This is a genomic window from Pseudomonas sp. A6, assembly GCF_052367875.1.
Lineage (GTDB): Bacteria > Pseudomonadota > Gammaproteobacteria > Pseudomonadales > Pseudomonadaceae > Pseudomonas > Pseudomonas citronellolis.
Window position 1 is genome coordinate 5,223,185 of record NZ_CP198970.1, and the last position, 25,084, is coordinate 5,248,268.

The following is a 25,084-nucleotide window of genomic DNA, read 5'->3' on the forward strand; positions in this document are numbered from 1 at the left end:
GTTACCACCGGTCCGCCGGCCTACCGCCCGCCAGCCGCGGGCGGCAACAATGACAATTCGAGTGTGAGGAGCCGATCATGGCCTTGGATATAATCGTCGTTCTGATCTATGCCGCCGGCATGCTGGTACTGGGCTGGTACGGCATGCGCCGGGCGAAGACCCACGAGGACTTCCTGGTGGCGGGACGCAACCTGGGTCCGTCGTTCTACATGGGCACCATGGCCGCCACCGTGCTCGGCGGCGCCTCCACCGTCGGCACCGTGCGCCTGGGCTACGTCCACGGCATCTCCGGCTTCTGGCTGTGCGCCGCGCTGGGCGCCGGCATCATCGCGCTGAACCTGTTCCTGGCCAAGCCGCTGCTGAAGCTGCGCATCTTCACCGTCACCCAGGTCCTGGAGCGCCGCTACAACCCCATGGCGCGCCAGGCCAGCGCGGTGATCATGTTCGCCTACGCGCTGATGATCGGCACCGTCTCCACCCTGGCCATCGGCACCGTGATGCAGGTGCTGTTCGGCCTGCCGTTCTGGATCTCGGTGCTGCTCGGCGGCGGCGTGGTGGTGGTCTACTCGACCATCGGCGGCATGTGGTCGCTGACCCTCACCGACATCGTCCAGTTCATCATCAAGACCGTCGGCCTGATGTTCCTGCTGCTGCCGATCTGCCTGTACCGCGTGGGCGGCTGGGACGAGCTGGTGGCCAAGCTGCCGGCCAGCGCCTTCAGCTTCCACACCATCGGCTACGACACCATCATCACCTACTTCCTGATCTACTTCTTCGGCATCCTCATCGGCCAGGACATCTGGCAGCGCGTGTTCACCGCGCGCAGCGAGGGCGTGGCCAAGTACGCCGGCACCGCCGCCGGCGTGTACTGCGTGATCTACGGCCTGGTCGGCGCGCTGATCGGCATGTGCGCCAAGGTCCTGCTGCCCGACCTGGACAACGTCAACAACGCCTTCGCCGCCATCGTCCAGGCCTCGCTGCCGGACGGCATCCGCGGCCTGGTGATCGCCGCAGCCCTGGCCGCGATGATGTCCACCGCCAGCGCCGGCCTGCTCGCCGCCTCCACCACCCTGACCGAGGACCTGCTGCCGAAACTGCGCGGCGGCAAGACTTCCAGCCTGGGCATCAACCGCCTGTTCACCGCCCTCACCGGCCTGGTGGTGCTGGCCATCGCCCTGGTGGTGAACGACGTGATCAGCGCCCTGACCCTGGCCTACAACCTGCTGGTGGGCGGCATGCTGATCCCGCTGATCGGCGCCATCTACTGGAAGCGCGCCACCACCGCCGGCGCCATCACCAGCATGACTCTGGGCTTCATCACCGCCCTGGTGTTCATGCTCAAGGATGGCTTCGACGCCAACACCCCGATCTACTACAGCCTGGCCATCGGCCTGGTCAGCTTCGTCGTGGTCAGCCTGCTGTCGCGCCGCCCGCAGGCGGCCGCCAGCGTCGCCTGACGCGTACGCTGCGATGAACAAGGGCGCGGCGAGTCGATCTCCGCGCCCTCTTCGTTTGAGAAACTTCCTCACCCACGAACAAAAGGAACTGCCATGACCACCTGCGGCGAATTCCTCGTCAAGCAACTCGAAGCCTGGGGCGTGGACACTGTCTTCGGCATCCCCGGCGTGCACACCGTCGAGCTGTACCGCGGCCTGCCGGGCAGCGCCATCCGCCACGTCACCCCGCGCCACGAGCAGGGCGCCGGCTTCATGGCCGACGGCTACGCGCGCGTCACCGGCAAGCCGGGCGTGTGCTTCATCATCACCGGCCCGGGCATGACCAACATCCTCACCGCCATGGGCCAGGCCTACGCCGACTCCATCCCGATGCTGGTGATCAGCAGCGTCAACGAGCGCTCGCGCCTGGCCCACGGCAACGGCTACCTGCACGAGCTGCCCGACCAGCGCGCCATGACCGCCGGGGTGACCGCCTTCAGCCACACGCTGATGAGCGTCGAGGAACTGCCGGCGGTGCTGGCCCGCGCCTTCGCCGTGTTCGACAGCGAGCGCCCGCGCCCGGTGCACATCGAGTTGCCGCTGGACATCATCACCGCCCCGGCCGAGCACATGCAGGTACGCCCGCGCGTGCAACTGGCGCGCCCGGCCCCGGCGCGCTCGCCGCTGCACGAAGCGGCGGCCAAGCTGGCCAAGGCGCAGAAGCCGCTGCTGCTGCTCGGCGGCGGTTGCGTCGCGGCGCAAGCCGAAGCCCGCGCCCTGGCCACCGCGCTGGACGCCCCCACCGCGCTGACCGTCAACGCCAAGGGCCTGCTGCAGCCGGAGCACCCGCTGCTGGTCGGCAGCAACCAGTCGCTGGTGCCGGTCCGTGAACTGGCGCTGGAGGCCGACGTGGTCCTGGCCATCGGCACCGAGCTGGGCGAGACCGACTACGACGTGGTGTTCGACGGCAACTTCCGCATCGGCGGCGAGCTGATCCGCATCGACATCGACCCGCAGCAGCTGATGCGCAACCAAGTCCCGAGCGTCGCCATCCAGGCCGACGCCCGCACCGCCATGCGCGCCCTGCTGGAACTGCTGCCGGCCCGCCAGGCCAGCGCCGCCAGCCCCGGCGCCCAGCGCGCGGCCAAGGTGCGCGCGCAGCTGGCCGAGGACTTCAGCGGCTGGGCGCACTATCGCACGCTGTTCGGCAAGATCCTCGAAGCGCTGCCGGACGCCCGTTTCGTCGGCGACTCCACCCAGACCGTGTACAGCGGCAACCACCTGGTGGAACTGGACGGCGGCCGCCGCTGGTTCAACTCCGCCAGCGGCTACGGCACCCTCGGCTACGGCCTGCCCGCGGCCATCGGCGCCAAGCTCGGCGAACCGGGCCGCCCGGTGATCAGCCTGATGGGCGACGGCGGCCTGCAGTTCACCCTGCCGGAGCTGGCCAGCGCCGTGGAGGCCAGGGTGGGCATCATCGTGCTGCTGTGGAACAACCACGGCTACGGCGAGATCAAGCGCTACATGGAGCGCCGCGACATCACCCCGCTGGGTGTGGATATCTACACGCCGGACTTCCTCGCCATCGCCCGCGGCTTCGGCTGCGAAGCGGAGCGGGCGCGGGATTACGAGCACCTGCAGGCGTTGCTGCGTAACGCGCCGAGCGATCGGCCGTTGATCGTGGAAGTGATGGAGGCGGCGCCGTTCGCGCCTTGAGGTGATGGAGTGAAGCTCGGCAACCCTCTCCCCCCGCCCTCGGCTGCGCGCCCCGCCCTGAAGGGAGAGGGTTAGGGAGAGGGAAAGGCCCCCACCCGGCACCGCCCTCACAGGCATGCCACCCTGTAGGAGCGGGCCCTGCCCGCGAAATCGCGCGCAGGGCGCGCTCCTACACAAAACACAAAGACACCAGGCCCCACCATGAAAATCGTCACCCGCGACCGCTGGTTCGAAGTCCGCCACTGCTACGACGGCGTCAGCCTGATCCACGAGCCCTGGGTGCGGCCCTTCTACCGCTGCAACATGTGGCACATCCAGGGCCGCGAGCGCGACCTGCTGGTGGACAGCGGCTCCGGCCTGGTCAGCCTGCGCGAGCAGTTGCCCTGGCTCACCGAGCGGCCGCTGCTGGCGGTGGCCAGCCATACCCACTTCGACCATATCGCCGGCCACCACGAATTCGCCGAGCGCCTGTGCCACCCGGCCGAGGCCGACATCCTCGCCAGCCCCGACGGCGAGCGCACCCTGGCCACGGCCTTCGTCGGCGACGAGATGTTCGAAGCGCACCCGGACTGCCCGCTGTGCTACGCCGAGTACCGGGTGAAGGCGGCGCCGGCCACGCGCACCATCGACGAGGGCGATGTGCTCGACCTGGGCGACCGCGTGCTGGAGGTGCTGCATACCCCCGGCCATTCACCGGGCGGCATCAGCCTGTGGGAAGCGCGGACGCAGACGCTGTTCTCCGGCGACATCGTCTACGACGGCCCGCTGATCGAGGATGCCTACCACTCCAACCTGGACGACTACGCGCGCAGCCTGGAACGCCTGCGCCAACTGCCGGTGCGCACCGTGCACGGCGGGCACTTCCCGAGTTTTTCCGGGGAGCGCTTGCGGCAGATCATCGACGAGTGGTTCGCGGCCCACGGCTGAAATACCGGGGCCCAACGCAATCTGCCCGCGTGAGCGGGCAGAAGGTGTGTCCAGCAGGTGCTTCAGGAGTCAGCGTCGGCGTTGCTGTGCGTAGCGCCGTTGCTCATCGCTTGGAATGGGAATGGGTTGCAGGCGCGGAGGCTCGATGAGGCCGAGCGTGACACCCAGTTTCCATGCCAGGGTTTGCAGCCAGAGTTTCATGGGATGCCTCCTTTGCGGTGGAAGGGTCGGGCGGCCCGCTTCCGGGCCGCCCTAAGAGTAGAGTAGCCCGGCGTCCCACTCTCCGCCCGTGCCACTCACTCCTTGCAACAAAGACTACGCGTCGGCCGGCCGCGATCCGCTGACCTGGATCAAGTTCAGGCACGCTTGCCGCGCAATGCCCGGCGCACCCACGCCTCGCCGCTGACCAGGGAAATCCCCGCCAGCACCAGCGCCGCCCCAGCGACGAAGTTCCAGGCCAGCGGCTCGTGCAGCAGCAGCACGCCGAAGGCGATGCCGAACAGCGGCGTCATGAAGGAGAACACCGCCAGGTTCGAGGCCAGGTAACGGCGCAGCAGCCAGAACCAGGCGAAATAGCTGAAGAAGGACACCACCACGCCCTGGAACAGCACGCTGCCCACGCCCAGCGCGGTGAAGCGCACATTACCGAACTCGCCCAGGGCCAGGGCGATGAAGGGCAGCAGCAGCGCGGCGGCGAACAGCTGGTAGAACAGCGTCAGGCTGGTCGGCGCCTCCGACAGCCGCGTGCTGCGCACCACCACCGTGGTAGCGCCCCAGGAGGCCCCGGCGAGCACGCCGAAGAAATCCCCCAGCAGCATGCGGCTGTCCATGTGCTGCAGGTCGAAGCCGCCGCCGAAGCACAGGGCGATGCCGCCGAAGCACACCGCGATGCCCAGCCACTGCAGCGGTCGCAGGCGTTCGCTGGGCAGCAGGAAGTGCAGGCCCAGGGCGGAGAAGATCGGCGCCGTGTAGATGAACACCGCCATGTGCGAAGCGCTGGTGTACACCAGGCCCTGGGCGATGAACAGGAACTCCATGGCGAACAGCAGCCCGGCCAGCGCGCCGCCGGCCAGGGTGCCGCCCGCGGCCTTCCAGTCGCCGCGCCAGAGCACCAGCAAGCCCACCAGCGTGGCGGCCAGCAGGTTGCGACCGAAGGCCTGCATGATCGGCGCTATGTCGCCGGCGGCGAGCTTCACCGCCACCTGCTGCACGCCCCAGATCAGGCACAGCAGCAGCATCGCTTGCAGGGCGAAGGCGTCGGCGCCTTTGCGCGGGGGTAGCGGCGTCATGCGCACCTCCGCGATCCGGACGAAGGGAGGGGGCAACGACAGCAAGGCAGTTTCATGGCAAGGCTCGGCAGTGAGCGGGCACCAAGACGTGAAAACGGCGGTACCCCAAGGGTGTACCGCCGATTATTCCAGCCAAACGACGAACGGCACCAGTGCCAATCCGACACCGCCGGCCGCCAGGGCGTCACTGCCCGGTCTTGACCTTGCTCCAGGTGCGGGTGCGGATGCGCTCCAGCTTCGGCGGCAGCATCTCCACCGAGTACAGCCTGGCCTGCACCTCGGCCGGCGGGTAGACGTTGGGGTTGTCGCGCAGGTCGGCGGAAATCAGCTTGTCTGCCGCCTGGTTGGGGTTGGCGTAGGCCACGTAGTCGGAGATCGGCGCCACCACCTCCGGGCGCAGCAGGTAGTTGAGGAAGGCGTGGGCCTGCTCGACGTTCTGCGCGTCCCTGGGAATGGTCAGCACGTCGAACCAGGCCGCGGTGCCTTCCTTGGGAATGCGGTATTCGATGTGGATGCCGTTGTTCGCTTCCTTGGCACGGTTGGCCGCCTGCATGGCGCCGCCGGACCAGGCCATGGCCACGCAGACGTCGCCGTTGGCCAGGTCGGTGACGAACTTCGAGGAGCTGAAGTAGGTGATGTACGGGCGCAGGCTGCTGAGCAGCGCCTCGGCCTTGGCATAGTCCGCGGGGTCGTGGCTGTTCGGCGACAACCCCAGGTAATGCAGGGCCTCGGGGATCACCTCGGTGGGCGAGTCAAGGAAAGCCACGCCGCACTGCTTGAGCTTGGCGAGGTTCTCCGGCTTGAAGATCAGGTCCCAGGAATCCACTGGCGCGTTGTCGCCGAGGATGGCCTTCACCTTGTCGACGTTGTAGGCGACGCCATTGGTGCCCCACATGTACGGCATGGCGTACTGGTTGCCCGGGTCCTTGCTCTCCAGCACCTTGAGCAGCGCCGGGTTGAGGTTCTTCCAGTTCGGCAGCTTGCTCTTGTCCAGCTTCTGGAACACGCCGGCCTTGAGGTAGTTGGGCAGGAAGCTGTCGCTGGGCACCACCAGGTCGTAGCCCGAATGCCCGGAGAGCAGCTTGGCCTCCAGCACCTCGTTGCTGTCGTAGACGTCGTACTTGGGCGCGATGCCGCTGTCCTTCTGGAAGCCCTTGAGGGTGTCCGGGCCGATGTAGTCGAACCAGTTGTAGATGCGCACCACTGGTTCGGCGCTGGCGATGCCGGCGGCGGCCAGCAGCGCGGCGCCGAGCAGGCCGCGGATGATCTTGTTGTTCTCGCGCATGACTCGCTCCTCGAAACGGCGCGCCCTCAGCGGGCGGCGCCTTCGTAACCCTGCAGGACGTTGACCGCGTTGACGCCGATGGCCTCGACCGCGTAGCCGCCTTCCATGATGAACAGCGTCGGCAGGCCGAGGGCGGCGATGCGCTCGCCCATGCGCAGGTAGTCCGGGGAGTCCAGCTTGAACTCGGAGATCGGGTCGTCCTTGTAGGTGTCCACGCCCAGGGACACCACCACCGCGTCCGGCGCGTAGGCGGCGATCTTCCGGCAAGCGTCCTCCAGAGCGGCGGACCAGCCGTCCCAGCCGGTGCCGTGGGCCAGCGGGTAGTTGTGGTTGAAGCCTTCGCCCGCGCCTTCGCCGCGCTCGTCGGCGTGGCCGAGGAAGTACGGGTATTCCACCAGCGGGTCGCCGTGGATCGAGGCGAACAGCACGTCGCCACGGTCGTAGAACAGCTCCTGGGTGCCGTTGCCGTGGTGGTAGTCGACGTCGAGGATGGCCACGCGCTTGGCGCCCTGGTCGAGGAAGGCCTGGGCGACCACGGAGGCGTTGTTGATGAAGCAGTAGCCGCCCATGAAGTCGCTGCCGGCGTGGTGGCCCGGCGGACGGCACAGGCCGAAGGCGGTGCGCGCGCCCTGGCGCATGTGGTCCTGGGCGGTCAGCGCGACCTGCGCCGAGCTGTACACGGCCTGCCAGGTGCCGGCGGTGATCGGCGCCTCGGTGTCGAAGCTGTAGTGGCCCAGCTCGCCCATCAGGGCGGTGGGGATGGGGCCGTCGCGGCGCAGGCGGCGGCCCGGGAAGGTGGTGGAGACCAGGTCGCCGCTGTGGCCCTCGGCGGCCCAGCGGGCCCAGGCGCCCTTGAGGAAGGCAACGTACTTCGGATCGTGCACGCGGTGGATGGCATCCAGGCCGAAATCCTTCGGCGCGATGATCTCGCCGAGTTGCTGCGACTTCACCCGGGCCAGCACGGTGTCGGCGCGGCTGGGCATTTCGAAGCAGGGCTGGAGCTTGCCATCGACCAGTTCGGACTGGCCGAAATGCAGGCGGTGATCGTCGCTGTAGACGGTCAGCATGAGTAAAACCTCTCGGCTTTGTTGTTCTTGGTGGGGGGATTCTGCCCATTCGGGCGGCCTCGGCTGAACGGTGGCGGCGGCCAAAAGGGGATAGATATGGCCAACATTTATGGCCCTTTACTACAGTGAACCTGCGTATCCACGCCGGCTCGCTATGCTCTGGGGAATGGCTGCCGGCCCCATCGGTCGAACAGCATGCACCTGGCGAAGGAAGGAAGAAGAGATGTCGGGGGACCGCAAGATCCTGCTCCGTTGCCTGTTGATCCTGAACCTGTTCTGCGCCGGCTGGGCCCTGGCCGCGCCGGCCCCGGGCCTGCCCGCCGACGAGCTGCCGGCGCTGGCCGACGACGCTGGCCTGCCAACCCTGGCCGAGCGCCTGGAAAGCATCCGCCAGGGCGTCTCCGAGCAGGTCGGCGACGACGAGCTGGCGCGCCTGCGCCTGGCCACCCTGGAAGTGCAGAGGATGGCGGGCCAGCACGGCGACGATCTGCAGGCCCGCCTCGACCGCCTGTCCGACCAGCTCAACGTGCTCGGCCCGCCGGTAGAGGGCGAGGCCGCCGCCCTGGCCCTGCAGCGCACCGAGCTGAACCAGCAGAAGGCCGAGCTGCAGGCCCAGGCCACCCAGGCCGCGCAGATCCTGCGTTCGGCCCAGGACCTGGCCGCGCAGATCGTCAACCTGCGCCGCAGCCTGTTCAACTCGCAGATCGCCACCCGCTCCGCGCCGCCCTTCAGCCCCGTCTTCTGGTCCACCCTGACGCGCCCCACCGAGGACGACCTGGCGCGCCTGCGCAACCTGGGCGACAAGTTTACCGCCAGCCTGGAGGACACCTGGCATGGTGCGCGCCTGCCGCTGCTGGCCTGCCTGGTCGCCGCCGTGCTGCTGTGGATACCGGGCCGGCGCCTGCTGGAAAGGTTCGCCGGCTACCTGGCCAGCCACTTCATCCCCGAGGGCCGCCTGCGCCGCAGCAGCCTGGCCCTGGCCATCGCCCTGGCCAGCGTGGTCACCTTCGGCGGCGCCGCCGCGCTGGTCCACCAGGGCCTGGACTGGAACGAGGGCTTCGACAACGGCCTGGCCAACCTGGCCGGGCAGATGGTCACCCTGGCGGTGTTCAGCGCCTTCATCACCGGCCTGGGCCGCGCCCTGCTGATGGTCAGCCGGCCCTCCTGGCGCCTGCTGCCGATCCCGGACGCTGCCGCCAGGGCAGTGGCCCACTTCCCCGGGCTGTTGGCGATAGTGGCCATGCTGCTCGGCGCCCAGGACCGCATCAACAGCGCCATCGGCGCCAGCCTGGCGCTGACCGTGGCGGTCAACGGCCTCACCGCGCTGCTGATCGCCGTGCTCTTCGGCCTGGCCCTGCTGCGCCTGCGCCGCAGCGACGAGGAGGACGAGGAACACCCGCGCCCGGCGCTGGCCGGGGTGATCCACCTCATCGCCCTGCTGGTGGTGCTGCTGATCGTCCTGGCGCTGCTCAGCGGCTACCTGTCGCTGGCCTTCTACCTGGCCACCAAGCTGCTGTGGATCAGCGCCGTGGCGGCGACCGGCTACCTGATCACGGCCTTCTTCGGCGACCTCTGCGACACCCTGCTGTCACCGCGCCAGGACAGCGGCAAGACCCTCGCCCGCGCCCTCGGCCTGTCGCCGCAGCACCAGGCCCAGGCCGCCACCCTGCTGTCCGGGGTGGGCCGCACCCTGCTGGTGCTGATGACGCTGATGGTGATGCTCTCGCCCACCGCCAGCACCCCCGACGAACTGCTCGCCGGCGTCGAGCGCCTGGCCCAGGGCGGCCAGGCGCTGGGCAACCTGAACATCGTCCCGCAGGACATCCTGCTGGCCCTGCTCACCCTGCTCGGCGGGCTGTTCGCCCTGCGCCTGCTCAAGCGCTGGCTGGCCGAGCGGCTGCTGCCGGAAACCAGCATGGACGCCGGCATGCGCGCCTCGCTGGTGACCCTGGTCGGCTACCTCGGCTTCGTCCTGCTCGGCCTGCTGACGCTCTCGGCCCTGCGCATCAACCTGACCAGCCTGACCTGGGTGGTCAGCGCCCTGTCGGTGGGCATCGGCTTCGGCCTGCAGGCCATCGTGCAGAACTTCATCAGCGGCCTGATCCTGCTCACCGAGCGCCCGGTGAAGGTCGGCGACTGGGTCAGCCTCGGCGGCGTGGAAGGCGATATCCGCCGGATCAACGTGCGCGCCACGGAAATCCAGCAGTCGGACAACTCCACGGTGATAGTGCCCAACTCGCAACTGATCACCCAGAACGTGCGCAACGTGACCATGGGTGGCGCCCTGGGCAGCGTCGGCATCAGCCTCACGCTGCCGCTGGACACCGACGTGCACAAGGTCCGCGAACTGCTGCTGGCGGCCTACGCCGAGCACCCGGCGATCCTGGAAACCCCCAGGCCCTCGGTGAGCTTCACCCAGCTCACCGAGCAAGGCCTGACGCTGGCGGCCAGCGGCAGCGTCAGCAGCCCGCGCGGGGTCTCCAGCGCCCGGAGCGACCTGCTGTTCACCATCTTCGGCAGGTTGCGCGAGGAAGGCATCAGCCTGGTGGCGCCAAGGAGTTTGCGCCTGGTGGGGGGTGGCAAGGAACGGATCGAGGATGCCGCGAGCGATACCGGGGCGTAGGGCGGATAACGTTCGACGTTATCCGCCGCCTGACCTTGGCCACAGCCAACTCGAGGTCGAACACGAAGCGCCCCGTGTCGAGCGCCCAGGTCAGCCACGCGGTCGACTATGGGCGGGGTGTAACGGCGTACAACCGCGAACGGTTGTACGCCCTACGCTCACCCTCGCCTCGCCAACAACGCCGCCGCTCCCTGCGCCTTGCGCGAGTACCAGAACACCCGGTTCACCCCGCGCGTCACGGCCACATAGGCCAATCGCAAGCTCTCATCCTGCATCGCCTGGTCATAGCTGTTGCGGAAGAACCCGCTGTGCGCATACAGCACGTTGCGCAACGGATGGCGCTCCGGCGGCGCGCAGTCGTCGATGATGATCGCCACCTCCGCCTGCAGGCCCTTGGCGCGGTGGATGCTCATAGCCTTCACCGGCAGCTTGGCGTCCAATTGCGCCTGGATCTGCTGCAGCGGCTCGTTGCGTCGGCTCAGCAGCATCACCGCGGTGCTCTCGCGGCTGCCGCGCTGGGCCACGTGCTCGCACTGGGCGCGGATGTCGGCCACCAGCCTGGGCAGGTCGCGGGCCAGGTCGAAGCGGGTTTCCACGCGCACGCCGTGGTCGCCCGGCTGCATCGGCTTGAAGGCGCGGCAGGTCTTGGCCTGCTTGAAGTTCACCTCGGCCAGCACCGACTCGGCATCGCGGATCACCGGCTCGATGCTGCGGTAGTTGGTCTCCAGCAGCAGCACCGTGCTCTGGCGGCTACGGCCCTTGCTGGGGAAGTGCTTGTCGAAGTCCATGAACAGCTCCGGCGAGCTGCCGCGCCAGCCGTAGATCGACTGCCAGTCGTCGCCGATGGCCATCAGGCTCGGCGCCTTGCCGCTGCGCGCCAGGAAACGGTGCAGGGCCTGCAGCCAGAGGACGATCTGCGGCGAGATGTCCTGGAACTCGTCGATCAGCAGGTGCGTCATCGGCTCGGCCGCTTCCAGCTTGGCGTCGCCCTCGGCGAAGCGCTTGGTGAGCTGCTGGAAGGCGGCGTTGAAGGTGGTCAGGCGCTGGCGCTTGAGCAGGGCCAGGAAGAAGCTCCAGTAGATGGCCAGGGCTTCGAGGAAGATCTTCTCGCGGGTCGAGCAGCCCAGCTCGGCCACCTTCAGGTCCTGCGGGCGCAGACCGAGGCTTTCCATGAAGCCCGCCTGGGTGTGGAAGACTTCCACCAGCGGCGCCTCGACGAACTCGCCGGGCAGGCGGAACGGCTGGACCGGCGCCGGGCCCGGCACTTCCTCCGGCTTCTCCAGGCCCAGCAGGCGGTGCACCTTGGCGCGGAAGGCGCCGTTGACCGCGTAGCACTCCTCGTAGGCCTCCAGCAGCAGGCGCTGCTGCGCCGGGCGCAGGCGGCCACCGGTGAGGGGGTTGTCCGGCTCGTCGGGGTTGCGCTCTTCCAGTTGCTCGAACCAGCGCTGCTTGCCCAGCAGCTCGCGGGCCTGCACGCCCATGGCCGAGTGGAAGGTACGCACGCATTCGCGGGCGCGGGCCATGTCGAAGGGGTACTGCCAGAAGGCGAGCACGCGCACCAGCTGTTCGCGCAGTTGCGCGCAGGAGGCGTTGGTGAAGGAGATCACCGTGACCTTGTCCGCCTCGATCCCCAGGTGGCAGAGCATGAACACCAGGCGCAGCACCAGGGTGGTGGATTTGCCCGAGCCGGCGCCGGCGAAGATGCGCGCCAGCGGCTGGCGGCACAGGATCATCGCCCACTGCTCGTCCGACGGCGGGCTGATCACGCCGGCGCTGACCGCCTGGCGCACCCGCTCGCGCATCGCCTCGACCTGCTCCGGGCGCACCGCCAGGGCGCGCGCCGGGTAGATGCCGGCGGGGCTTTCCGCCGAAGGTTTCTCGCCCGCCTCAGCCTTGGGTTTGCGCGGCGCGCGGGGCTTGGCCGCGGCGCCGTCCTTCTTCCGCGCCGTGGCGCGCGGCTTCTTCGCCGTTGGCGCCTGGGCGGCCTCGTTCTGCTCGCGCAGGTAGGCGGTGGTGCGCGGGAAATACCGCGCCAGGGATTCGGACAACAGCAGTTTGTAGCGCCTTACGGCAGACAGCATCGGAAGGCTCCGGCCCTGGAGGATGTCGCTGAATGATAAGGGGTTTCAGTGACGATCCGACAGCGCCGGGCGCCTTGCGTTCGCCTCAGGCGCCGGTCCAGCGGCGCAACAGCACGCTGGCGTTGACGCCGCCGAAGCCGAAACCGTTGGACAGCGCGTATTCCGTCTGCAGCGCCCGCGGCGCGCCCCGCACCAGGTCGATGCCGGCGGCGGCTTCGTCCGGCTCGTCGAGGTTGAGGGTCGCCGGGGCCAACTGGTCGCGCAGGGCCAGCAGGGTGAAGATCGCCTCCAGCCCGCCGGCCGCGCCCAGCAGGTGGCCGGTGGCGGACTTGGTGGCGCTCACCGCCACCGAGCCGGTGTCGCCGAACACCGAGCGGATGGCCGCCAGCTCGCCCTTGTCGCCCACCGGCGTGGAAGTGGCGTGGGCGTTCAGGTGGCCGATCGACGCCGGGTCGATGCCGGCCTGGGCGATGGCCAGTTGCATGGCCCGGCGCGCTCCGCTGCCGTCCTCGGGGCCGGCGGTCAAGTGGTAGGCATCGGCGCTGGTGCCGTAGCCGACCACCTCGGCCAGCGGCTGCGCGCCGCGGGCCAGGGCGTGCTCCAGCGACTCGATCACCAGCAGCCCGGCGCCCTCGCCCATGACGAAGCCATCGCGCTGGCGGTCGAAGGGCCGCGAGGCCTGCTGCGGGCGGTCGTTGAAGCCGCTGGACAGTGCCCGCGCCGCGGCGAAGCCGCCCAGGGCGACGCGGTCGATGGAAGCCTCGGCGCCGCCGCACAGGGCGATGTCCGCCTCGCCGGCGCGGATCATCCGCGCGGCGTCGCCGATGGCCTGGACGCTGGCGGCGCAGGCGGTCACCGGCGCGCCGATCGGCCCCTTGAAGCCATGGCGGATGGATACGTGGCCGGCCGCCAGGTTGACCAGGAACGACGGGATGGTGAACGGCGACAGGCGCCGCGGCCCGCGCCCGTCGGTAGTGCGCACGGCGTCGGCGATGGCGCTGAAGCCGCCGATGCCCGAGCCGATCACCGTGGCCGTGCGCGTCTGCCCGCGCTCATCCTGGGGCGCCCAGCCGGCCTGGGCCAGGGCCTCCTCGGCGGCGGCCAGGGCGAAGAGGATGAAGCGGTGCATCTTCTTCTGCTCCTTGGCCGGCGCGGCACGCTCGGCATCGAAGCCGGCCTCGGCGTCCACGGCGATGTCCGGCACCGGGCCGCCCACCTCGCAGGGCAGGTCGCGGACGAATTCGTCGGCCAACCGGACAATGCCGGAGCGCCCCTGCAGCAGGCGCTGCCAGGCCTTCTCGGTGCCACATCCGAGGGGGCTGACCACCCCGGTCCCGGTTACCACGATGCGTTGTACAGCCATGATTTCACCTGCCTGAGGATGGCTTTGCCATCATTGAATTACGATCAACATATAACATCCCGGGCGAGCCGACCATCCGTCGTCGCGCCCGGCGCGGCGGGGCGCGATCGACCACCCTTGCCCAGGCCCCGTATCCCTACAGAGGAGATTAGCCATGCGACTGGAAGGCTCCTGCCATTGCGGCGCCGTGACCTTCAGCCTGGAGAGCGCCCACCCCTATCCCTACCAGCGCTGCTACTGCTCGATCTGCCGCAAGACCCAGGGCGGCGGGGGCTACGCCATCAACCTCGGCGGCGACGCCGCCAGCCTCAAGGTGCGCGGGCGCAAGCACCTGCGCGTCTACCACGCCAAGTTGCGCGAGCCCGGCCAGCGCACCTGCACCAGCACTGCCGAGCGCAACTTCTGCGGCGAATGCGGCAGCGCGCTGTGGCTGTTCAGCCCGGAATGGCCGGAGCTGATCCACCCCTTCGCCTCGGCCATCGACACCCCATTGCCGGTGCCGCCGGAACACACCCACCTGCTGCTGGACTCCAAGGCCCCCTGGGTGGAGGTGGAAAAGCACCCGCGCGACCTGTACTTCGACGGCTACCCGGAGGAATCCATCGCCGACTGGCACCGGCGCCTGGGCCTGGAGCGCTAGGCCTGCAGGCGGAACACCGCGAAGGCCGGCTCGGCGCTGGTCCAGTGCTCGCGCACCAGCCAGCCGCCGCGCTCGGCCAGCGCGCGGAAGTCGTCGATGGCGTACTTGTAGGAGTTCTCCGTGTGCAGGCGCTCGCCGGTGCGGAACAGGTACTCCATGCCGGCGATGCGCACGCGCTGCTCGACGCGGCTGACCAGGTGCATCTCGATGCGGCTGTGCTCGGCGTTCCAGAAGGCCAGGTGGTCGAACTGGTCGAACTGGAAGTCGGCGCCCAGTTCGCGGTTGATGCGCTGCAGCAGGTTGAGGTTGAAGCGCGCGGTCACACCCTCGGCATCGTTGTAGGCGGCCTCCAGCACTTTCACGTCCTTGCGCAGGTCCACCCCGACGATGAAGCTCGCACTCGGCCCCAGCAGTTCGTGGGCGCCCTGGAGGAAGGCCAGGGCCTGCTCCGGGGCGAAGTTGCCGATGGTGGAGCCGGGGAAGAAGCCCAGCCGTGGGCCGTCGGCCAGCGCCGGGGGCAACGCCTCAAGGCGGGTGAAGTCGGCGCACAGGGGCTCGACACGCAGCGCCGGGTAGTCGCGCTGCAGGCGCGCGGCGGCCTTGTCCAGGGCCGCCGGGCTGATGTCGATGGGCACGTAGCGGCGGATCTGCGGCACCGCGTCCAGCAGCAGGCAGGTCTTCTCGCTGGCGCCGCTGCCGAACTCCACCAGGGTGCAGTCGGCCGGGATGCGCTCGGCCAGGGCCGGGGCGATACGCTTGAGCAACGCGGTCTCGCTGCGCGTGGGGTAGTACTCGCGGGTGCGGCAGATGGCCTCGAACAGCTCGGAGCCGGCGGCATCGTAGAAGTACTTGGGCGACAGTTGCCGCGGCTGCAGCGAGAAGCCCGCCTCCAGGTCCTCGGCCAGCTCGCGGGCGCGCGGGTCCAGCGCGGCCTGTTCGGGCAGGTCGCGGGCCAGGCGCAGGCCGGCGAACATCCAGCGCTTCTCGGGGTGGAAGAAGTTGCGGTAGCTGGGCCGCGAATGCCCGGCCGGGGTGATGCAGGCGCCGCCGCGCAGGACCATCTGGCTGACCATGAACTTGCCGTTGTACTCGCCCACCGCCCCGGCGCCGGGGCGGAAGCCGGGATACGCCGCATAGGCGCTCTGCGTCCACTGCCAGGCGGCGTCGTAGAGCTGGCGCAGGCGGCCGTCGCGGGCGGCCACTTCCCACTCCATCTCCGTGGGCAGCCGCGCGCTGGCCCAGTTGGCGTAAGCGCTGGCCTCGTAGTAGCTGACGTGCAACACCGGTGCATCCAGGTCCAGCGGGCGCAGGCCGGCCAGGCCGAACTCGTGCCAGCCGTCATCCTGCCGTCGCCAGTACAGCGGCGCTTCCCAGCCCTCCTCCTGCACTTTGGCCCAGCCGTCGGACAACCAGAATTCCGCGCGCCGGTAACCGCCATCCTCGATGAACGCCAGCCACTGGCCATTGCTCACCAGCGACTCGGCGATCTCGAAGGGCGCCAGGAAGCAGCGGTGCGCCGGCGCCTCGTTGTCGAAGGCAAAACCCTGGCCGTCATGGCCGATGCCCAGCAGCCCGCCCTGGATCGCCAGGAAGCGCTGCGGCCCGCAGGCCGGGGGCGCGTATCCGTCGCCATAGGCCGGCGCCAGCGGCGACAGGCTGAACAGGTGGAGGATGTCCATCAGCAGCAGTTCCTGGTGCTGCTCCTCGTGGGCCAGGCCCAGGCGCACCAGGGCTTCCAGCTCAGCATCGGCTTCCACGGCGAGCAGCGCCTGCATGTGCTCGTCGACGTGCAGCCGGTAGTCGAGCACCCGGTGCAGTGGCGGCCGCGTCAGCATTCCCCGCTGCGGCCGCGGCTGGCGCGCGCCCAGGGCCTCGTAGTAGGAGTTGAACAGGTAGCCGAAGCTGGCATCGAATTCGCTGTACCCGGCCAGCCGCGGCTTGAGCAGGAAGGTCTCGAAGAACCAGGTGGTGTGCGCGATGTGCCACTTGGCCGGGCTGGCGTCGGGCATCGACTGGGTGACCGCGTCCTCGGCGCTGAGGGGGGCGATCAGTTCCTCGCTGTGCCGCCGCACCTGGCGGTAGGCATCGAGCAGAGACGGGGCCTTGCTGGACATGGGGTGGTCCCCTTTTCCGTGGGCGGGTTCGGAACGCAGGCGGTCATTCGTTCTCGAGGTTGACCTTCTCCGGGTGGAAGGCACCGCTGCGGCGCACTCATCGGGTTCGAGCCGCGGCCCTGGACAAAGGTTGCAACGAATTGTCGCCGAGGCCGCACCTTTTCAGGGTAGAAGCGCTCGCCGCGCCGGCCGGGAAAAACCGATGGGCGTGCCCGCTTGCCCCACCCCGCCCGGCTGGCCGATAGTCGCGCTTCGACAAGGAGGCAGAATGTTCAGCAGAAGACAGATCAACCGCGCCATGCTCCTGGCGCCCCTGGCAGGCCTGCTCGCCGGCACCGCGCAGGCGGATGGGCAATCCACGCTGGAGCGCCTGAAGCAACTGGAACGCGACAGCGGCGGACGCCTGGGCGTGGCCGTGCTCGACACCGGCAATGGCCGCCGCTTCGGCCTGCGCGAGGACGAACGTTTCCCGCTGTGCAGCACCTTCAAGCTGCTGCTCGCCGCCTGCGTGCTGGCCCGCGTGGATCGTGGCGAGGAGCAGTTGGCGCGGCGCATCGTCTACGGCCAGGCGGACCTGGTGGAGTATTCGCCGGTCAGCGAGCGCCACGTCGGCCAGCCGGGCATGAGCGTCGCCGACCTCTGCGAGGCGGCGATCACCCTGAGCGACAACGGCGCCGCCAACCTGCTGCTGGCCAGCCTGGGCGGCCCCGCCGGCTTGACCGGCTGGCTGCGCAGCACGGGCGACGACATCAGCCGCCTGGACCGCAACGAGCCCACCCTCAACCAGGCCCTCCCGGACGACCCGCGCGACACCAGCACCCCACGGGCGATGGTCGCCACCCTGCAGCGCCTGCTGCTGGGCGACATCCTGCAACCCGCCTCGCGCGACCAGCTGAATGCCTGGCTGGCGGCCAACAAGACCGGCGACAAACGTATCCGCGCAGGCCTGCCAACGGGCTGGAAAGTCGGCGACAAGACCGGCACCGGCGAGCGCGGCACCAGCAACGACGTGGCCATCCTCCGGCCGCCGGGCCGCGCGCCGATCCTGGTGGCGGCCTACCTCACCGGCAGCCCGGCCCCGGCGGAAAAGCGCGATGCGCTGCTGGCGGAGGTTGGACGGCTGGCGGCGGGGTTGGTGTCGGACCCGGGCTGATATCGCGCTTGAATGGCCGGCGCTATCATTGCCGGCCATTCGTCAGGAGGAAATGAACATGTCCCAGGGACGGATCCGCGCGGTAGCCCTCTGCGTCTTTCACCACCAGGGGCGAATCCTGGTCAATCAGGCCTACGACCCGGTGAAGGAACAGCATTACTACCGCCCGCTGGGCGGCGGCATCGAGTTCGGCGAAAGCAGCGTCCAGGCCGTGGCGCGGGAGATTCGCGAGGAACTGGGCCTGGAAGTGCTCGAACCGCGCCTGCTGGGCGCACTGGAAAACCTCTTCACCTACGCCGGCAGGCCGGGCCACGAGATCGTCATGGTCTACGACGGCCGCTTCGCTGATGCCGAAACCTACCTGCGCACCGAACTGCCGGGCAACGAAAGCGACGGCCAGCCCTTCACCGCCGTCTGGCGCGGCATCGCCGACTTCGATGAAGGCACGCCGCTGTATCCCAATGGACTGGGGGAACTATTGCGCGCCCAGGGACTGTTCGGCGCCTGACAGCCTCGTCAAGCGCGCGCCTGGAACATCCGCTCGTCATACATGAAGTCGTAACTGTCCTCGACCCGCACCCGGCTCATCGCCGGGTGCCGCGGGTTGAGCAGGAGGTTCCACTCCAGCGGCAGCACCGCCGAGGGCACTATCAGGCCGAGCTGTTCGCCGGCCTGCAGCCAGCGGGTGCCGTAGTCCATGCTTGGGCGGTCCGCCGGCAGGCTGTTCCAGCCTTCGGGCAGGTCCCGGGGATCGGGCTTGAGGTAGAGGTCGTCGCCTTCCGGGAGCCGGAAGGCGGTGATCTTCATGGGGAAGGTCGGCCGGCCGCTGGCGTGCACGAAGGTTTCCAGGCAGCAGATGGCCGGCGTCAGGCCCAGGTAGACGACCGGCACGTCGCGGTGGTTCCAGCGCCCGCCGAGGATGGCCGCGCCCTGACCGCTCAGGTCGCTGGCCCGGGCCGCCTTGGCGACGCGCCAGGCCCGCATCAGGCGACCCCGCCCCACTCCAGCGCGTGCAGCACGCGGCGTACCTGGTTGGCGCCTATCTCGGTGTCGCAGAGGCTCAGCGGCGTCAGGCCACCAAGGGCCTGGTTGGGGCGCTCCAGCCACTGGGCTGCGGCGTCCTTGTCCTCGAACACCTGCTCGGCCAGCACGGCCACCGAGGCCAGGCGGTCGAGGCGCTCCGAGGTGACCAGGTCCAGCGCCTGGTCGGCCTTCTTCTTGCGCTCGTAGGTGGACAGGGAGATGTTGAACAGCTCGACGAAGCCGGAGCCGCTGATGCGGAAGGTATCGCGCACCGATTCGACCCAGCGCCAGCTCAGGCCGTGGCGGATGTGCTGCAGCCGCTGGGCCTCGGTGAGGCTGGCATGGTCGTGCACCAGATGCCAGAACACCGGGGACGGCGAGTCGCTGCGACGACGATCTTCCGTCTTGATGGCCAACATGCGACCTCCTCAAATGATGAAAAATAAACCGTCAAATGAAGGCTACTCCTTTCCGGCGGATTTGCCCAGCCAAGATGACAGGAGCGGGCGGGCGCACAGCATAATGAACAAAATATTGCACACATCTTTTGAGCAGCTGATTCCCCGCCTAAGGCTCACTCCAATAAAACAGGGAGATCCGTTGTCATCGACTCATTGCCTGAGCCTATCGATTTGCCAATTTCCCTAAGCTCAGGCAATATACCGTGCATTATGTTGAACACAACGCTTTACCGCCTCTCCACTTCCCGCCTGGTCGCCCGCGAGCGTCACTGGACCGGCGACCTCTAGCGCCCTCCCCGAAGTCACGTCTTTGGTGACGATGCGCCCGAGCGTATCACCGCTCGCCCAGCGTCACCTCCCCGTTCCGACTTTCCGCCTGGCCACGCGTCCGTTCGCGAGGGCAGCGGCTTGCCCAAGGGAGGGCTCGATCATGCGTTCCTGGATCTATCTGTTCGCCGCCATCGGTTTCGAAGTGGTCGGCACCACTTCGATGAAACTCACCACCACCCTGGCCCCGTTCTATGGCCACCTGCTGATGTACGCCATGGTCGGCCTGTCGTACTACTTCCTGTCGCTGGCCATCAAGCGCGTGCCGGTGGGCGTGGCCTACGCCCTCTGGGAGGGCATCGGCATCGTCCTCATCACCCTGGTCAGCGTCGCCTGGCTGGGCGAGAACCTGGCCCCGGAGAAGGTCCTGGGCCTGGCCGTGATGATCGCCGGCATCCTGCTGGTGAAGTCCGGCACCCGCAGCAAGGGCGAGCCGTCCGCAGAGGAGGCCGTCACATGCTGAGCCTCGATTGGGTTCCGTTCGCCTGGCTGGGCCTGGCGATCGTGCTGGAAGTGATCGCCAACCTGCTGCTGAAGTATTCCGACGGCTTCCGCAGGCGCGCCCTGGGCGTCACCTCGATCCTCTGCGTGCTGGGCGCCTTCTCGGCCCTGGCGCAGGCGGTGAAGGACATAGAACTGTCGGTGGCCTACGCGGTGTGGGGTGGCTTCGGCATCCTCGCCACCGTGGCCATGGGCTGGGCGCTGTTCGGCCAGCGCCTGGTGTGGCGTGGTTGGTTGGGGTTGGGCTTGCTGGTGGCGGGGATGGTGCTGTTGAAGCTGGCCTGAGGAAACGAAAACGGGGCGCCGCATTGGCGCCCCGTTTTCGTTTGGGACTGACAGATACCTGTAGGAGCGGGCCCTGCCCGCGATTTCGCGCGCAGGGCGCGCTCCTACAGGGGGCACGGCGTATGGGCAACCTGTAGGAGCGGATCTCATCCGCGAATCGCGCCGGGATGGCCGGCTATCGCGGACAAGGTCCGCTCCTACGGTTGAACTACGTGCCTCACGGAAACCTGTTGTAGGAGCAGGCCCTGCCCGCGATTTCGCGCGCAGGGCGCGCTCCTACAATGGCATGGCGTATGGGCAACCTGTAGGAGCGGATCTCATCCGCGAATCGCGCCGGGATGGCCGGCTATCGCGGACAAGGTCCGCTCCTACGGTTGAGCTACGTGCCTCACGGAAACCTGTAGGAGCGAGCTTGCTCGCGAACCAACCCCGCTGCGGAGCCGTTCGCGAGCAAGCTCGCTCCTACGAAGAGCTATCAGCGCTCGGCCACGCTCAGGCGTGTGGCGCCCTGTTCGCCACGCGCGCGGCGGCGGGTGACCAGCAGGCCGGAGCAGACGATGAGGATGCTCAGCAACGCGGTGGCGGTCACTTCCACGCGGTGGTCCGGGCGCAGCAGCATCAGCACCAGTACGCCGACGATGAACAGGATCACGCCCCAGGTCAGCCAGGGGAACAGCCACATGCGGTACTGCGGCACCTGGCCTTCGGCGTTCATGCGCTTGCGCATGCGCAGCTGGGAGATGGCGATCACCAGGTACACCAGCAGGGCGATGGCGCCGGAGCTGGCCATGAGGAAGCCGAACACCTGCGCGGGCACCAGGTAGTTGGCGATCACCGTGGCGAAGGCCGCGGCGGTCGACAGCAGCACCGCCACCACCGGGGTGCCGGCGCGGCTGGTGATGCGCGCGGCGGCCGGGGCGTCGCCGCGGCTGCTCAGCGAGTAGAGCATGCGCGAGGCGGTGTACAGCGAGGAGTTCAGGCAGCTGGTCACCGAGGTCAGCACCACCACGTCGATCAGCGCCTTGGCGTGGGGCACGCCCAGCACTTCCAGCACGGTCACGTAGGAGCCGTCGGCAGCCAGGCGCGAATCGGTCCAGGGCACCAGGGCGACGACGATGAAGATCGACAGGATGTAGAACAGGGTGATCCGCCAGATCACCGAATTGGTGGCCTTGGAAATCTGCTTTTCGGCAGCGTCCGACTCGGCGGCGGCGATAGTCACCACTTCCGCGCCGAGGAACGAGAACATGGTGATCAGCATGGCGCTGAGCACCGCGCCGAAGCCGTTGGGCATGAAGCCGCCGTTGTCCCACAGGCGCGATACGCCGCTGACGCCGGTATCGGGCAGCAGGCCGAGGATGGCGCAGGCGCCGAGGACGATGAAGCCGACGATGGCGATCACCTTGACCAGCGCCAGCCAGAACTCGAACTCGCCGTAGTTCTTCACGCTGAACAGGTTGGTGACGGTGAGCAGCAGGGTGATGGCCAGGGACAGCACCCAGATGTCCAGCTGCGGCACCCAGCTGTTGATGATGGTGGCGGCGATGTTCGCCTCGATGGGGATCACCAGGACCCAGAACCACCAGTACAGCCAGCCGATGGTGTAGCCGGCCCACTTGCCGATGGCGCGGTCGGCGTAGGTGGAGAAGGAGCCGGTGTCGGGCGACGCCACGGCCATCTCGGCCAGCATGCGCATGACGATCACCACCAGGGCGCCGGCCAGCATGTACGCGAGGATGGCCGCCGGGCCCGCCTCGGCGATGGCGCGGCCGGAGCCGACGAACAGGCCGGCGCCGATCACGCCGGCGATGGACAGCATGGTCACATGCCGCGATTTCAACCCATGGCTCAGGTTGTTCTTGTTGAGCTGTTGCATGGTCTCACCTTGTAAAGCTGCGTCCCTGCGGCGGAAATGGCCCGGCCCACCCGTGCGTGGGCACGGGCGGGTACGGGGTCCGTCTTTGTTCTCTTCGGCGCGACCCCTTCAGGGAAAGGGGCCGCGGGGCACGCGGAGGAACCTCAGGCCAGCTCGTCGAAGCACTCGCCGATGATGCCCAGGCCACGCTGCAGGTCGGCGTCGCTGACGGTCAGCGGCACGAGGATGCGCAGGACGTTGTAGTAGGTGCCGCAGGACAGCAGCACCAGGCCCTTGTCGCGGGCCTTGGCGACGATCTTCGCGGTCAGCTCGGCGGCCGGGGTCTGGCCGTCGGCTTCGAACAGTTCCACCGCGACCATGGCGCCGAGGATGCGCACGTCGCCGACGCTGGCGTGGCGCTCGCCGATCTGGCGCAGGCCGGCGCCGAGGATCTCGCCCACGGCCTGGGCGCGCTGCAGCAGGTTCTCTTCCTCGAAGGCCTCGATCACCGCCAGGGCGGCGGCGCAGGAGATCGGGTTGCCGGCGTAGGTGCCGCCCAGGCCGCCCGGGGCCACCGCGTCCATCAGTTCAGCCTTGCCGGCCACGCCGGCCAGCGGGAAGCCGCCGGCGATGGACTTGGCGAAGGTGGTCAGGTCGGCGGCGACGCCCATCTGCTCCATGGCGAAGAAGGTGCCGGTGCGGCCGGCGCCGGTCTGCACTTCGTCGGCGATCAGCACGATGCCGTGCTCGTCGCACAGGGCGCGCAGGCGCTGCATGAAGTCCTTCGGCGCCGGGTTGAAGCCGCCCTCGCCCTGCACCGGCTCGAGGATGATCGCGGCGATGTCGCGCGGCTGCGCGTCGTTCTTGAAGATGCGCTCGATGCTGGCGATGGCGTCGTCCACCGACACGCCGTGCAGCGCGTTCGGGTACTGCGCGCGGAACACGCCGCCGGGCATCAGGCCAAGGCCGGCGGAGTACGGCACGACCTTGCCGGTCAGCGCCAGGGTGTAGTGGGTGCGGCCGTGGTAGGCGCCGGTGAAGGCGATCACGCCGCTGCGGCCGGTGGCGGCGCGGGCAATCTTGATGGCGTTCTCCACGGCTTCGGCGCCGGTGGTCACCAGCAGGGTCTTCTTCTCGAAGTCGCCGGGGATCATGCCGTTGATCTTCTCGGCCAGGGCCACGTAGCCCTCGTAGCCGAACACGTGGAAGCAGGTGTGGGTCAGCTTGGCCATCTGCGCCTGCACGGCGGCCATCACCTTCGGGTGCAGGTGGCCGGTGTTGAGCACGGCGATGCCGCCGGCGAAGTCCAGGTATTCGCGGCCTTCCACGTCCCAGATGGTGGCGTTCTCGGCGCGCTCGGCGTAGATCTGGTGGATCTGGCCGACGCCGCGCGGGATGGCGGCCATGCGCCGCTCTTGCAGGCTCTGGTTGCTGTTCATAGCTGTCTCCAGGTCAGGAATGGGGGTGGCCGCGGCTTACACGCCGATGCACAGGTATTTGATTTCCAGGTAGTCCTCGATGCCGTACTTGGAGCCTTCGCGGCCCAGGCCCGAGGCCTTGATGCCGCCGAAGGGGGCGACTTCGTTGGAGATGATCCCGGTGTTGATGCCGACGATGCCGTACTCCAGCGCCTCGCCGACGCGGAACACGCGGCCCAGGTCGCGGGCGTAGAAGTAGGCGGCCAGGCCGAACTCGGTGTCGTTGGACATGGCGATCACCTCGGCCTCGTCCTTGAAGCGGAACAGCGGCGCCAGCGGGCCGAAGGTCTCTTCCTTGGCCACGGCGGCGTCGTTCGGCACATCGACCAGAATGGTCGGCTCGAAGAAGGTGCCGCCCAGGGCATGCGGCTTGCCACCGGCGACGACCTTGGCGCCCTTGCCCACGGCGTCGGCGATGTGCTCCTCGACCTTGGCCACGGCCTTGGCATCGATCAGCGGGCCGGTGGTGATGCCCTGCTCCAGGCCGTTGCCGATGTTCAGCTTGGCCACGGCAGCCTTGAGCTTCTCGACGAAGGCGTCGTACACGCCGTCCTGGATGTACAGGCGGTTGGCGCAGACGCAGGTCTGGCCGTTGTTGCGGTACTTGGAGACCAGCGCGCCGTCCACGGCGGCATCCAGGTCGGCGTCGTCGAAGACGATGAAGGGCGCGTTGCCGCCCAGCTCCAGGGAGACTTTCTTGATGTCCTTGGCGCACTCGGCCATCAGCTGGCGGCCGATTTCGGTGGAACCGGTGAAGGTCAGCTTGCGCACGATGGGGTTGCCGGTCAGCTCCCCGCCGACTTCGCCGGCGCTGCCGGTGACCACGCTGAACACGCCTTTCGGAATGCCGGCGCGCTCGGCCAGCTCGGCCAGGGCCAGGGCGGAATACGGCGTCTGCGAAGCGGGCTTGAGCACCATGGTGCAGCCGGCGGCCAGGGCCGGGCCGGCCTTGCGGGTGATCATCGCCGAGGGGAAATTCCACGGGGTGATGGCCGCGGTGACGCCGATGGGCTGCTTGATCACCATCAGGCGCTTGTCCGGCTGGTGGCCGGGGATCATGTCGCCGTAGACGCGCTTGGCTTCCTCGCCGAACCACTCGAGGAAGGAGGCGGCGTAGGCGATCTCGCCCTTCGCCTCGGTCAGCGGCTTGCCCTGCTCGAGGGTCATCAGGCGGGCCAGGTCGTCTTGGTTCTCGATCATCAGTTCGAACCAGCGGCGCAGCTTGTTGGCGCGCTCCTTGGCGGTCAGCGCGCGCCAGGCCGGCAGGGCGCGGTCGGCGGCTTCGATGGCGCGGCGGGTCTCGGCGGCGCCCATCTTCGGCACGCTGCCGATGATCTCGTTGCTGGCCGGGTTGTTGACCTTGAGCGTCTGGCCGTTGTCGGCATCCACCCAGGCACCGTCGATGTAGGCCTGCTGGCGGAACAGGCTGGAGTCTTTGAGTTGCACGCGTTCTTCCTCGT

The 25,084-nt window shown here is 68.6% G+C and carries 21 protein-coding genes; 9 read left to right on the top strand and 12 right to left on the bottom strand.

Features of this window, described 5'->3' with window-relative positions; all coding sequences use genetic code 11:
- Nucleotides 1–77: 77 nt before the first annotated feature.
- The 3 genes from ACTWJ5_RS22870 to ACTWJ5_RS22880 all read left to right on the top strand — a co-directional run bounded on the left by ACTWJ5_RS22870 (nt 78) and on the right by ACTWJ5_RS22880 (nt 4,079).
- Nucleotides 78–1,457: a sodium:solute symporter gene (locus tag ACTWJ5_RS22870; protein WP_074977159.1), complete on the top strand. Its 1,380-nt coding sequence runs from the start codon at nt 78–80 to the stop codon at nt 1,455–1,457.
- Between the two features lie 93 nt (nt 1,458–1,550).
- Nucleotides 1,551–3,152 carry a 5-guanidino-2-oxopentanoate decarboxylase gene (locus ACTWJ5_RS22875; RefSeq protein ID WP_444436621.1) on the top strand — a complete coding sequence of 534 codons (1,602 nt, stop codon included), beginning with the start codon at nt 1,551–1,553 and terminating at the stop codon, nt 3,150–3,152.
- A 201-nt stretch (nt 3,153–3,353) separates the two neighbouring features.
- Nucleotides 3,354–4,079 (top strand): MBL fold metallo-hydrolase, encoded by a 726-nt coding sequence (locus ACTWJ5_RS22880; protein WP_261748029.1) that lies wholly within the window; start codon nt 3,354–3,356, stop codon nt 4,077–4,079.
- A gap of 69 nt (nt 4,080–4,148) precedes the next feature.
- Here the strand turns inward: ACTWJ5_RS22880 and ACTWJ5_RS22885 are convergent, their stop codons facing one another.
- The 4 genes from ACTWJ5_RS22885 to ACTWJ5_RS22900 all read right to left on the bottom strand — a co-directional run bounded on the left by ACTWJ5_RS22885 (nt 4,149) and on the right by ACTWJ5_RS22900 (nt 7,720).
- Complete coding sequence (locus ACTWJ5_RS22885; RefSeq protein ID WP_009623528.1) at nt 4,149–4,280, bottom strand: PA1414 family protein; 132 nt, start codon at nt 4,278–4,280, stop codon at nt 4,149–4,151.
- Between the two features lie 155 nt (nt 4,281–4,435).
- Nucleotides 4,436–5,368: a DMT family transporter gene (locus ACTWJ5_RS22890; protein WP_253409865.1), complete on the bottom strand. Its 933-nt coding sequence runs from the start codon at nt 5,366–5,368 to the stop codon at nt 4,436–4,438.
- 184 nt (nt 5,369–5,552) lie between these two features.
- Entirely contained in the window at nt 5,553–6,653 is a 1,101-nt protein-coding gene (locus tag ACTWJ5_RS22895; RefSeq protein WP_253409863.1) for a polyamine ABC transporter substrate-binding protein, read from the bottom strand.
- 26 nt (nt 6,654–6,679) lie between these two features.
- The gene (locus ACTWJ5_RS22900; RefSeq protein ID WP_253409861.1) at nt 6,680–7,720 is read right to left on the bottom strand and encodes a histone deacetylase family protein; all 1,041 of its coding nucleotides are present in this window, start codon (nt 7,718–7,720) and stop codon (nt 6,680–6,682) included.
- 223 nt (nt 7,721–7,943) lie between these two features.
- Here ACTWJ5_RS22900 and ACTWJ5_RS22905 point away from each other — a divergent pair, with 223 nt between their 5' ends.
- Nucleotides 7,944–10,343 (top strand): DUF3772 domain-containing protein, encoded by a 2,400-nt coding sequence (locus ACTWJ5_RS22905; RefSeq protein ID WP_253409859.1) that lies wholly within the window; start codon nt 7,944–7,946, stop codon nt 10,341–10,343.
- Nucleotides 10,344–10,501: 158 nt separating this feature from the next.
- Here the strand turns inward: ACTWJ5_RS22905 and ACTWJ5_RS22910 are convergent, their stop codons facing one another.
- On the bottom strand, nt 10,502–12,424 hold the full coding sequence (locus tag ACTWJ5_RS22910) for a UvrD-helicase domain-containing protein (RefSeq protein WP_444436622.1): 1,923 nt from the start codon (nt 12,422–12,424) through the stop codon (nt 10,502–10,504).
- A gap of 85 nt (nt 12,425–12,509) precedes the next feature.
- On the bottom strand, nt 12,510–13,787 hold the full coding sequence (gene fabF / locus ACTWJ5_RS22915) for a beta-ketoacyl-ACP synthase II (protein WP_074977175.1): 1,278 nt from the start codon (nt 13,785–13,787) through the stop codon (nt 12,510–12,512).
- 154 nt (nt 13,788–13,941) lie between these two features.
- Between fabF and ACTWJ5_RS22920 the strand changes: the two genes are divergently transcribed.
- On the top strand, nt 13,942–14,427 hold the full coding sequence (locus ACTWJ5_RS22920) for a GFA family protein (RefSeq protein WP_444436623.1): 486 nt from the start codon (nt 13,942–13,944) through the stop codon (nt 14,425–14,427).
- Here ACTWJ5_RS22920 and egtB read toward each other — a convergent pair.
- Nucleotides 14,424–16,541, bottom strand: a complete 2,118-nt coding sequence (gene egtB / locus ACTWJ5_RS22925) for an ergothioneine biosynthesis protein EgtB (RefSeq protein ID WP_444436624.1) — start codon at nt 16,539–16,541, stop codon at nt 14,424–14,426. The two genes, ACTWJ5_RS22920 and egtB, sit on opposite strands and share 4 nt — an antisense overlap.
- Nucleotides 16,542–16,809: 268 nt before the next feature.
- Here egtB and bla point away from each other — a divergent pair, with 268 nt between their 5' ends.
- Together bla and ACTWJ5_RS22935 are read left to right on the top strand one after the other, a co-directional pair.
- Nucleotides 16,810–17,694 (top strand): class A beta-lactamase, encoded by an 885-nt coding sequence (gene bla, locus ACTWJ5_RS22930; RefSeq protein ID WP_444436625.1) that lies wholly within the window; start codon nt 16,810–16,812, stop codon nt 17,692–17,694.
- A 58-nt stretch (nt 17,695–17,752) separates the two neighbouring features.
- The gene (locus tag ACTWJ5_RS22935) at nt 17,753–18,202 is read left to right on the top strand and encodes an NUDIX hydrolase (protein WP_069866639.1); all 450 of its coding nucleotides are present in this window, start codon (nt 17,753–17,755) and stop codon (nt 18,200–18,202) included.
- A gap of 8 nt (nt 18,203–18,210) precedes the next feature.
- Here the strand turns inward: ACTWJ5_RS22935 and ACTWJ5_RS22940 are convergent, their stop codons facing one another.
- Together ACTWJ5_RS22940 and parS are read right to left on the bottom strand one after the other, a co-directional pair.
- Nucleotides 18,211–18,678, bottom strand: coding sequence for an RES family NAD+ phosphorylase (locus ACTWJ5_RS22940; protein WP_074977182.1), 468 nt, complete (start codon nt 18,676–18,678; stop codon nt 18,211–18,213).
- Nucleotides 18,678–19,136 carry a type II RES/Xre toxin-antitoxin system antitoxin gene (gene parS / locus ACTWJ5_RS22945; protein ID WP_253390844.1) on the bottom strand — a complete coding sequence of 153 codons (459 nt, stop codon included), beginning with the start codon at nt 19,134–19,136 and terminating at the stop codon, nt 18,678–18,680. The genes ACTWJ5_RS22940 and parS overlap by 1 nt, the downstream gene beginning before the upstream one ends.
- Before the next feature lie 472 nt (nt 19,137–19,608).
- Between parS and ACTWJ5_RS22950 the strand changes: the two genes are divergently transcribed.
- A complete protein-coding gene (locus ACTWJ5_RS22950; RefSeq protein WP_253390843.1) occupies nt 19,609–19,968 on the top strand; it encodes an SMR family transporter in 360 nt (119 codons plus the stop codon).
- Complete coding sequence (mdtI, locus tag ACTWJ5_RS22955) at nt 19,962–20,291, top strand: multidrug/spermidine efflux SMR transporter subunit MdtI (protein WP_261748019.1); 330 nt, start codon at nt 19,962–19,964, stop codon at nt 20,289–20,291. The genes ACTWJ5_RS22950 and mdtI overlap by 7 nt, the downstream gene beginning before the upstream one ends.
- Nucleotides 20,292–20,766: 475 nt before the next feature.
- On the opposite strand, the gene gabP is transcribed toward mdtI, so the two are convergent.
- The 3 genes from gabP to gabD all read right to left on the bottom strand — a co-directional run bounded on the left by gabP (nt 20,767) and on the right by gabD (nt 25,070).
- A complete protein-coding gene (gene gabP, locus ACTWJ5_RS22960) occupies nt 20,767–22,167 on the bottom strand; it encodes a GABA permease (RefSeq protein WP_249917359.1) in 1,401 nt (466 codons plus the stop codon).
- A gap of 143 nt (nt 22,168–22,310) precedes the next feature.
- The gene (gabT, locus tag ACTWJ5_RS22965) at nt 22,311–23,585 is read right to left on the bottom strand and encodes a 4-aminobutyrate--2-oxoglutarate transaminase (protein ID WP_444436626.1); all 1,275 of its coding nucleotides are present in this window, start codon (nt 23,583–23,585) and stop codon (nt 22,311–22,313) included.
- Between the two features lie 36 nt (nt 23,586–23,621).
- On the bottom strand, nt 23,622–25,070 hold the full coding sequence (gabD, locus tag ACTWJ5_RS22970) for an NADP-dependent succinate-semialdehyde dehydrogenase (protein ID WP_444436627.1): 1,449 nt from the start codon (nt 25,068–25,070) through the stop codon (nt 23,622–23,624).
- Between the last annotated feature and the right edge of the window lie 14 nt (nt 25,071–25,084).

Excerpts from the sequence above, each read along its gene's own strand:
- ACTWJ5_RS22870 (WP_074977159.1), top strand. The coding sequence starts at position 78 with ATGGCCTTGGATATAATCGTCGTTCTGATCTATGCCGCCGGCATGCTG.
- ACTWJ5_RS22875 (WP_444436621.1), top strand. The coding sequence starts at position 1,551 with ATGACCACCTGCGGCGAATTCCTCGTCAAGCAACTCGAAGCCTGGGGC.
- ACTWJ5_RS22880 (WP_261748029.1), top strand. The coding sequence starts at position 3,354 with ATGAAAATCGTCACCCGCGACCGCTGGTTCGAAGTCCGCCACTGCTAC.
- ACTWJ5_RS22885 (WP_009623528.1), bottom strand. The coding sequence starts at position 4,280 with ATGAAACTCTGGCTGCAAACCCTGGCATGGAAACTGGGTGTCACGCTC.
- ACTWJ5_RS22890 (WP_253409865.1), bottom strand. The coding sequence starts at position 5,368 with ATGACGCCGCTACCCCCGCGCAAAGGCGCCGACGCCTTCGCCCTGCAA.
- ACTWJ5_RS22895 (WP_253409863.1), bottom strand. The coding sequence starts at position 6,653 with ATGCGCGAGAACAACAAGATCATCCGCGGCCTGCTCGGCGCCGCGCTG.
- ACTWJ5_RS22900 (WP_253409861.1), bottom strand. The coding sequence starts at position 7,720 with ATGCTGACCGTCTACAGCGACGATCACCGCCTGCATTTCGGCCAGTCC.
- ACTWJ5_RS22905 (WP_253409859.1), top strand. The coding sequence starts at position 7,944 with ATGTCGGGGGACCGCAAGATCCTGCTCCGTTGCCTGTTGATCCTGAAC.
- ACTWJ5_RS22910 (WP_444436622.1), bottom strand. The coding sequence starts at position 12,424 with ATGCTGTCTGCCGTAAGGCGCTACAAACTGCTGTTGTCCGAATCCCTG.
- fabF (WP_074977175.1), bottom strand. The coding sequence starts at position 13,787 with ATGGCTGTACAACGCATCGTGGTAACCGGGACCGGGGTGGTCAGCCCC.
- ACTWJ5_RS22920 (WP_444436623.1), top strand. The coding sequence starts at position 13,942 with ATGCGACTGGAAGGCTCCTGCCATTGCGGCGCCGTGACCTTCAGCCTG.
- egtB (WP_444436624.1), bottom strand. The coding sequence starts at position 16,541 with ATGTCCAGCAAGGCCCCGTCTCTGCTCGATGCCTACCGCCAGGTGCGG.
- bla (WP_444436625.1), top strand. The coding sequence starts at position 16,810 with ATGTTCAGCAGAAGACAGATCAACCGCGCCATGCTCCTGGCGCCCCTG.
- ACTWJ5_RS22935 (WP_069866639.1), top strand. The coding sequence starts at position 17,753 with ATGTCCCAGGGACGGATCCGCGCGGTAGCCCTCTGCGTCTTTCACCAC.
- ACTWJ5_RS22940 (WP_074977182.1), bottom strand. The coding sequence starts at position 18,678 with ATGCGGGCCTGGCGCGTCGCCAAGGCGGCCCGGGCCAGCGACCTGAGC.
- parS (WP_253390844.1), bottom strand. The coding sequence starts at position 19,136 with ATGTTGGCCATCAAGACGGAAGATCGTCGTCGCAGCGACTCGCCGTCC.
- ACTWJ5_RS22950 (WP_253390843.1), top strand. The coding sequence starts at position 19,609 with ATGCGTTCCTGGATCTATCTGTTCGCCGCCATCGGTTTCGAAGTGGTC.
- mdtI (WP_261748019.1), top strand. The coding sequence starts at position 19,962 with ATGCTGAGCCTCGATTGGGTTCCGTTCGCCTGGCTGGGCCTGGCGATC.
- gabP (WP_249917359.1), bottom strand. The coding sequence starts at position 22,167 with ATGCAACAGCTCAACAAGAACAACCTGAGCCATGGGTTGAAATCGCGG.
- gabT (WP_444436626.1), bottom strand. The coding sequence starts at position 23,585 with ATGAACAGCAACCAGAGCCTGCAAGAGCGGCGCATGGCCGCCATCCCG.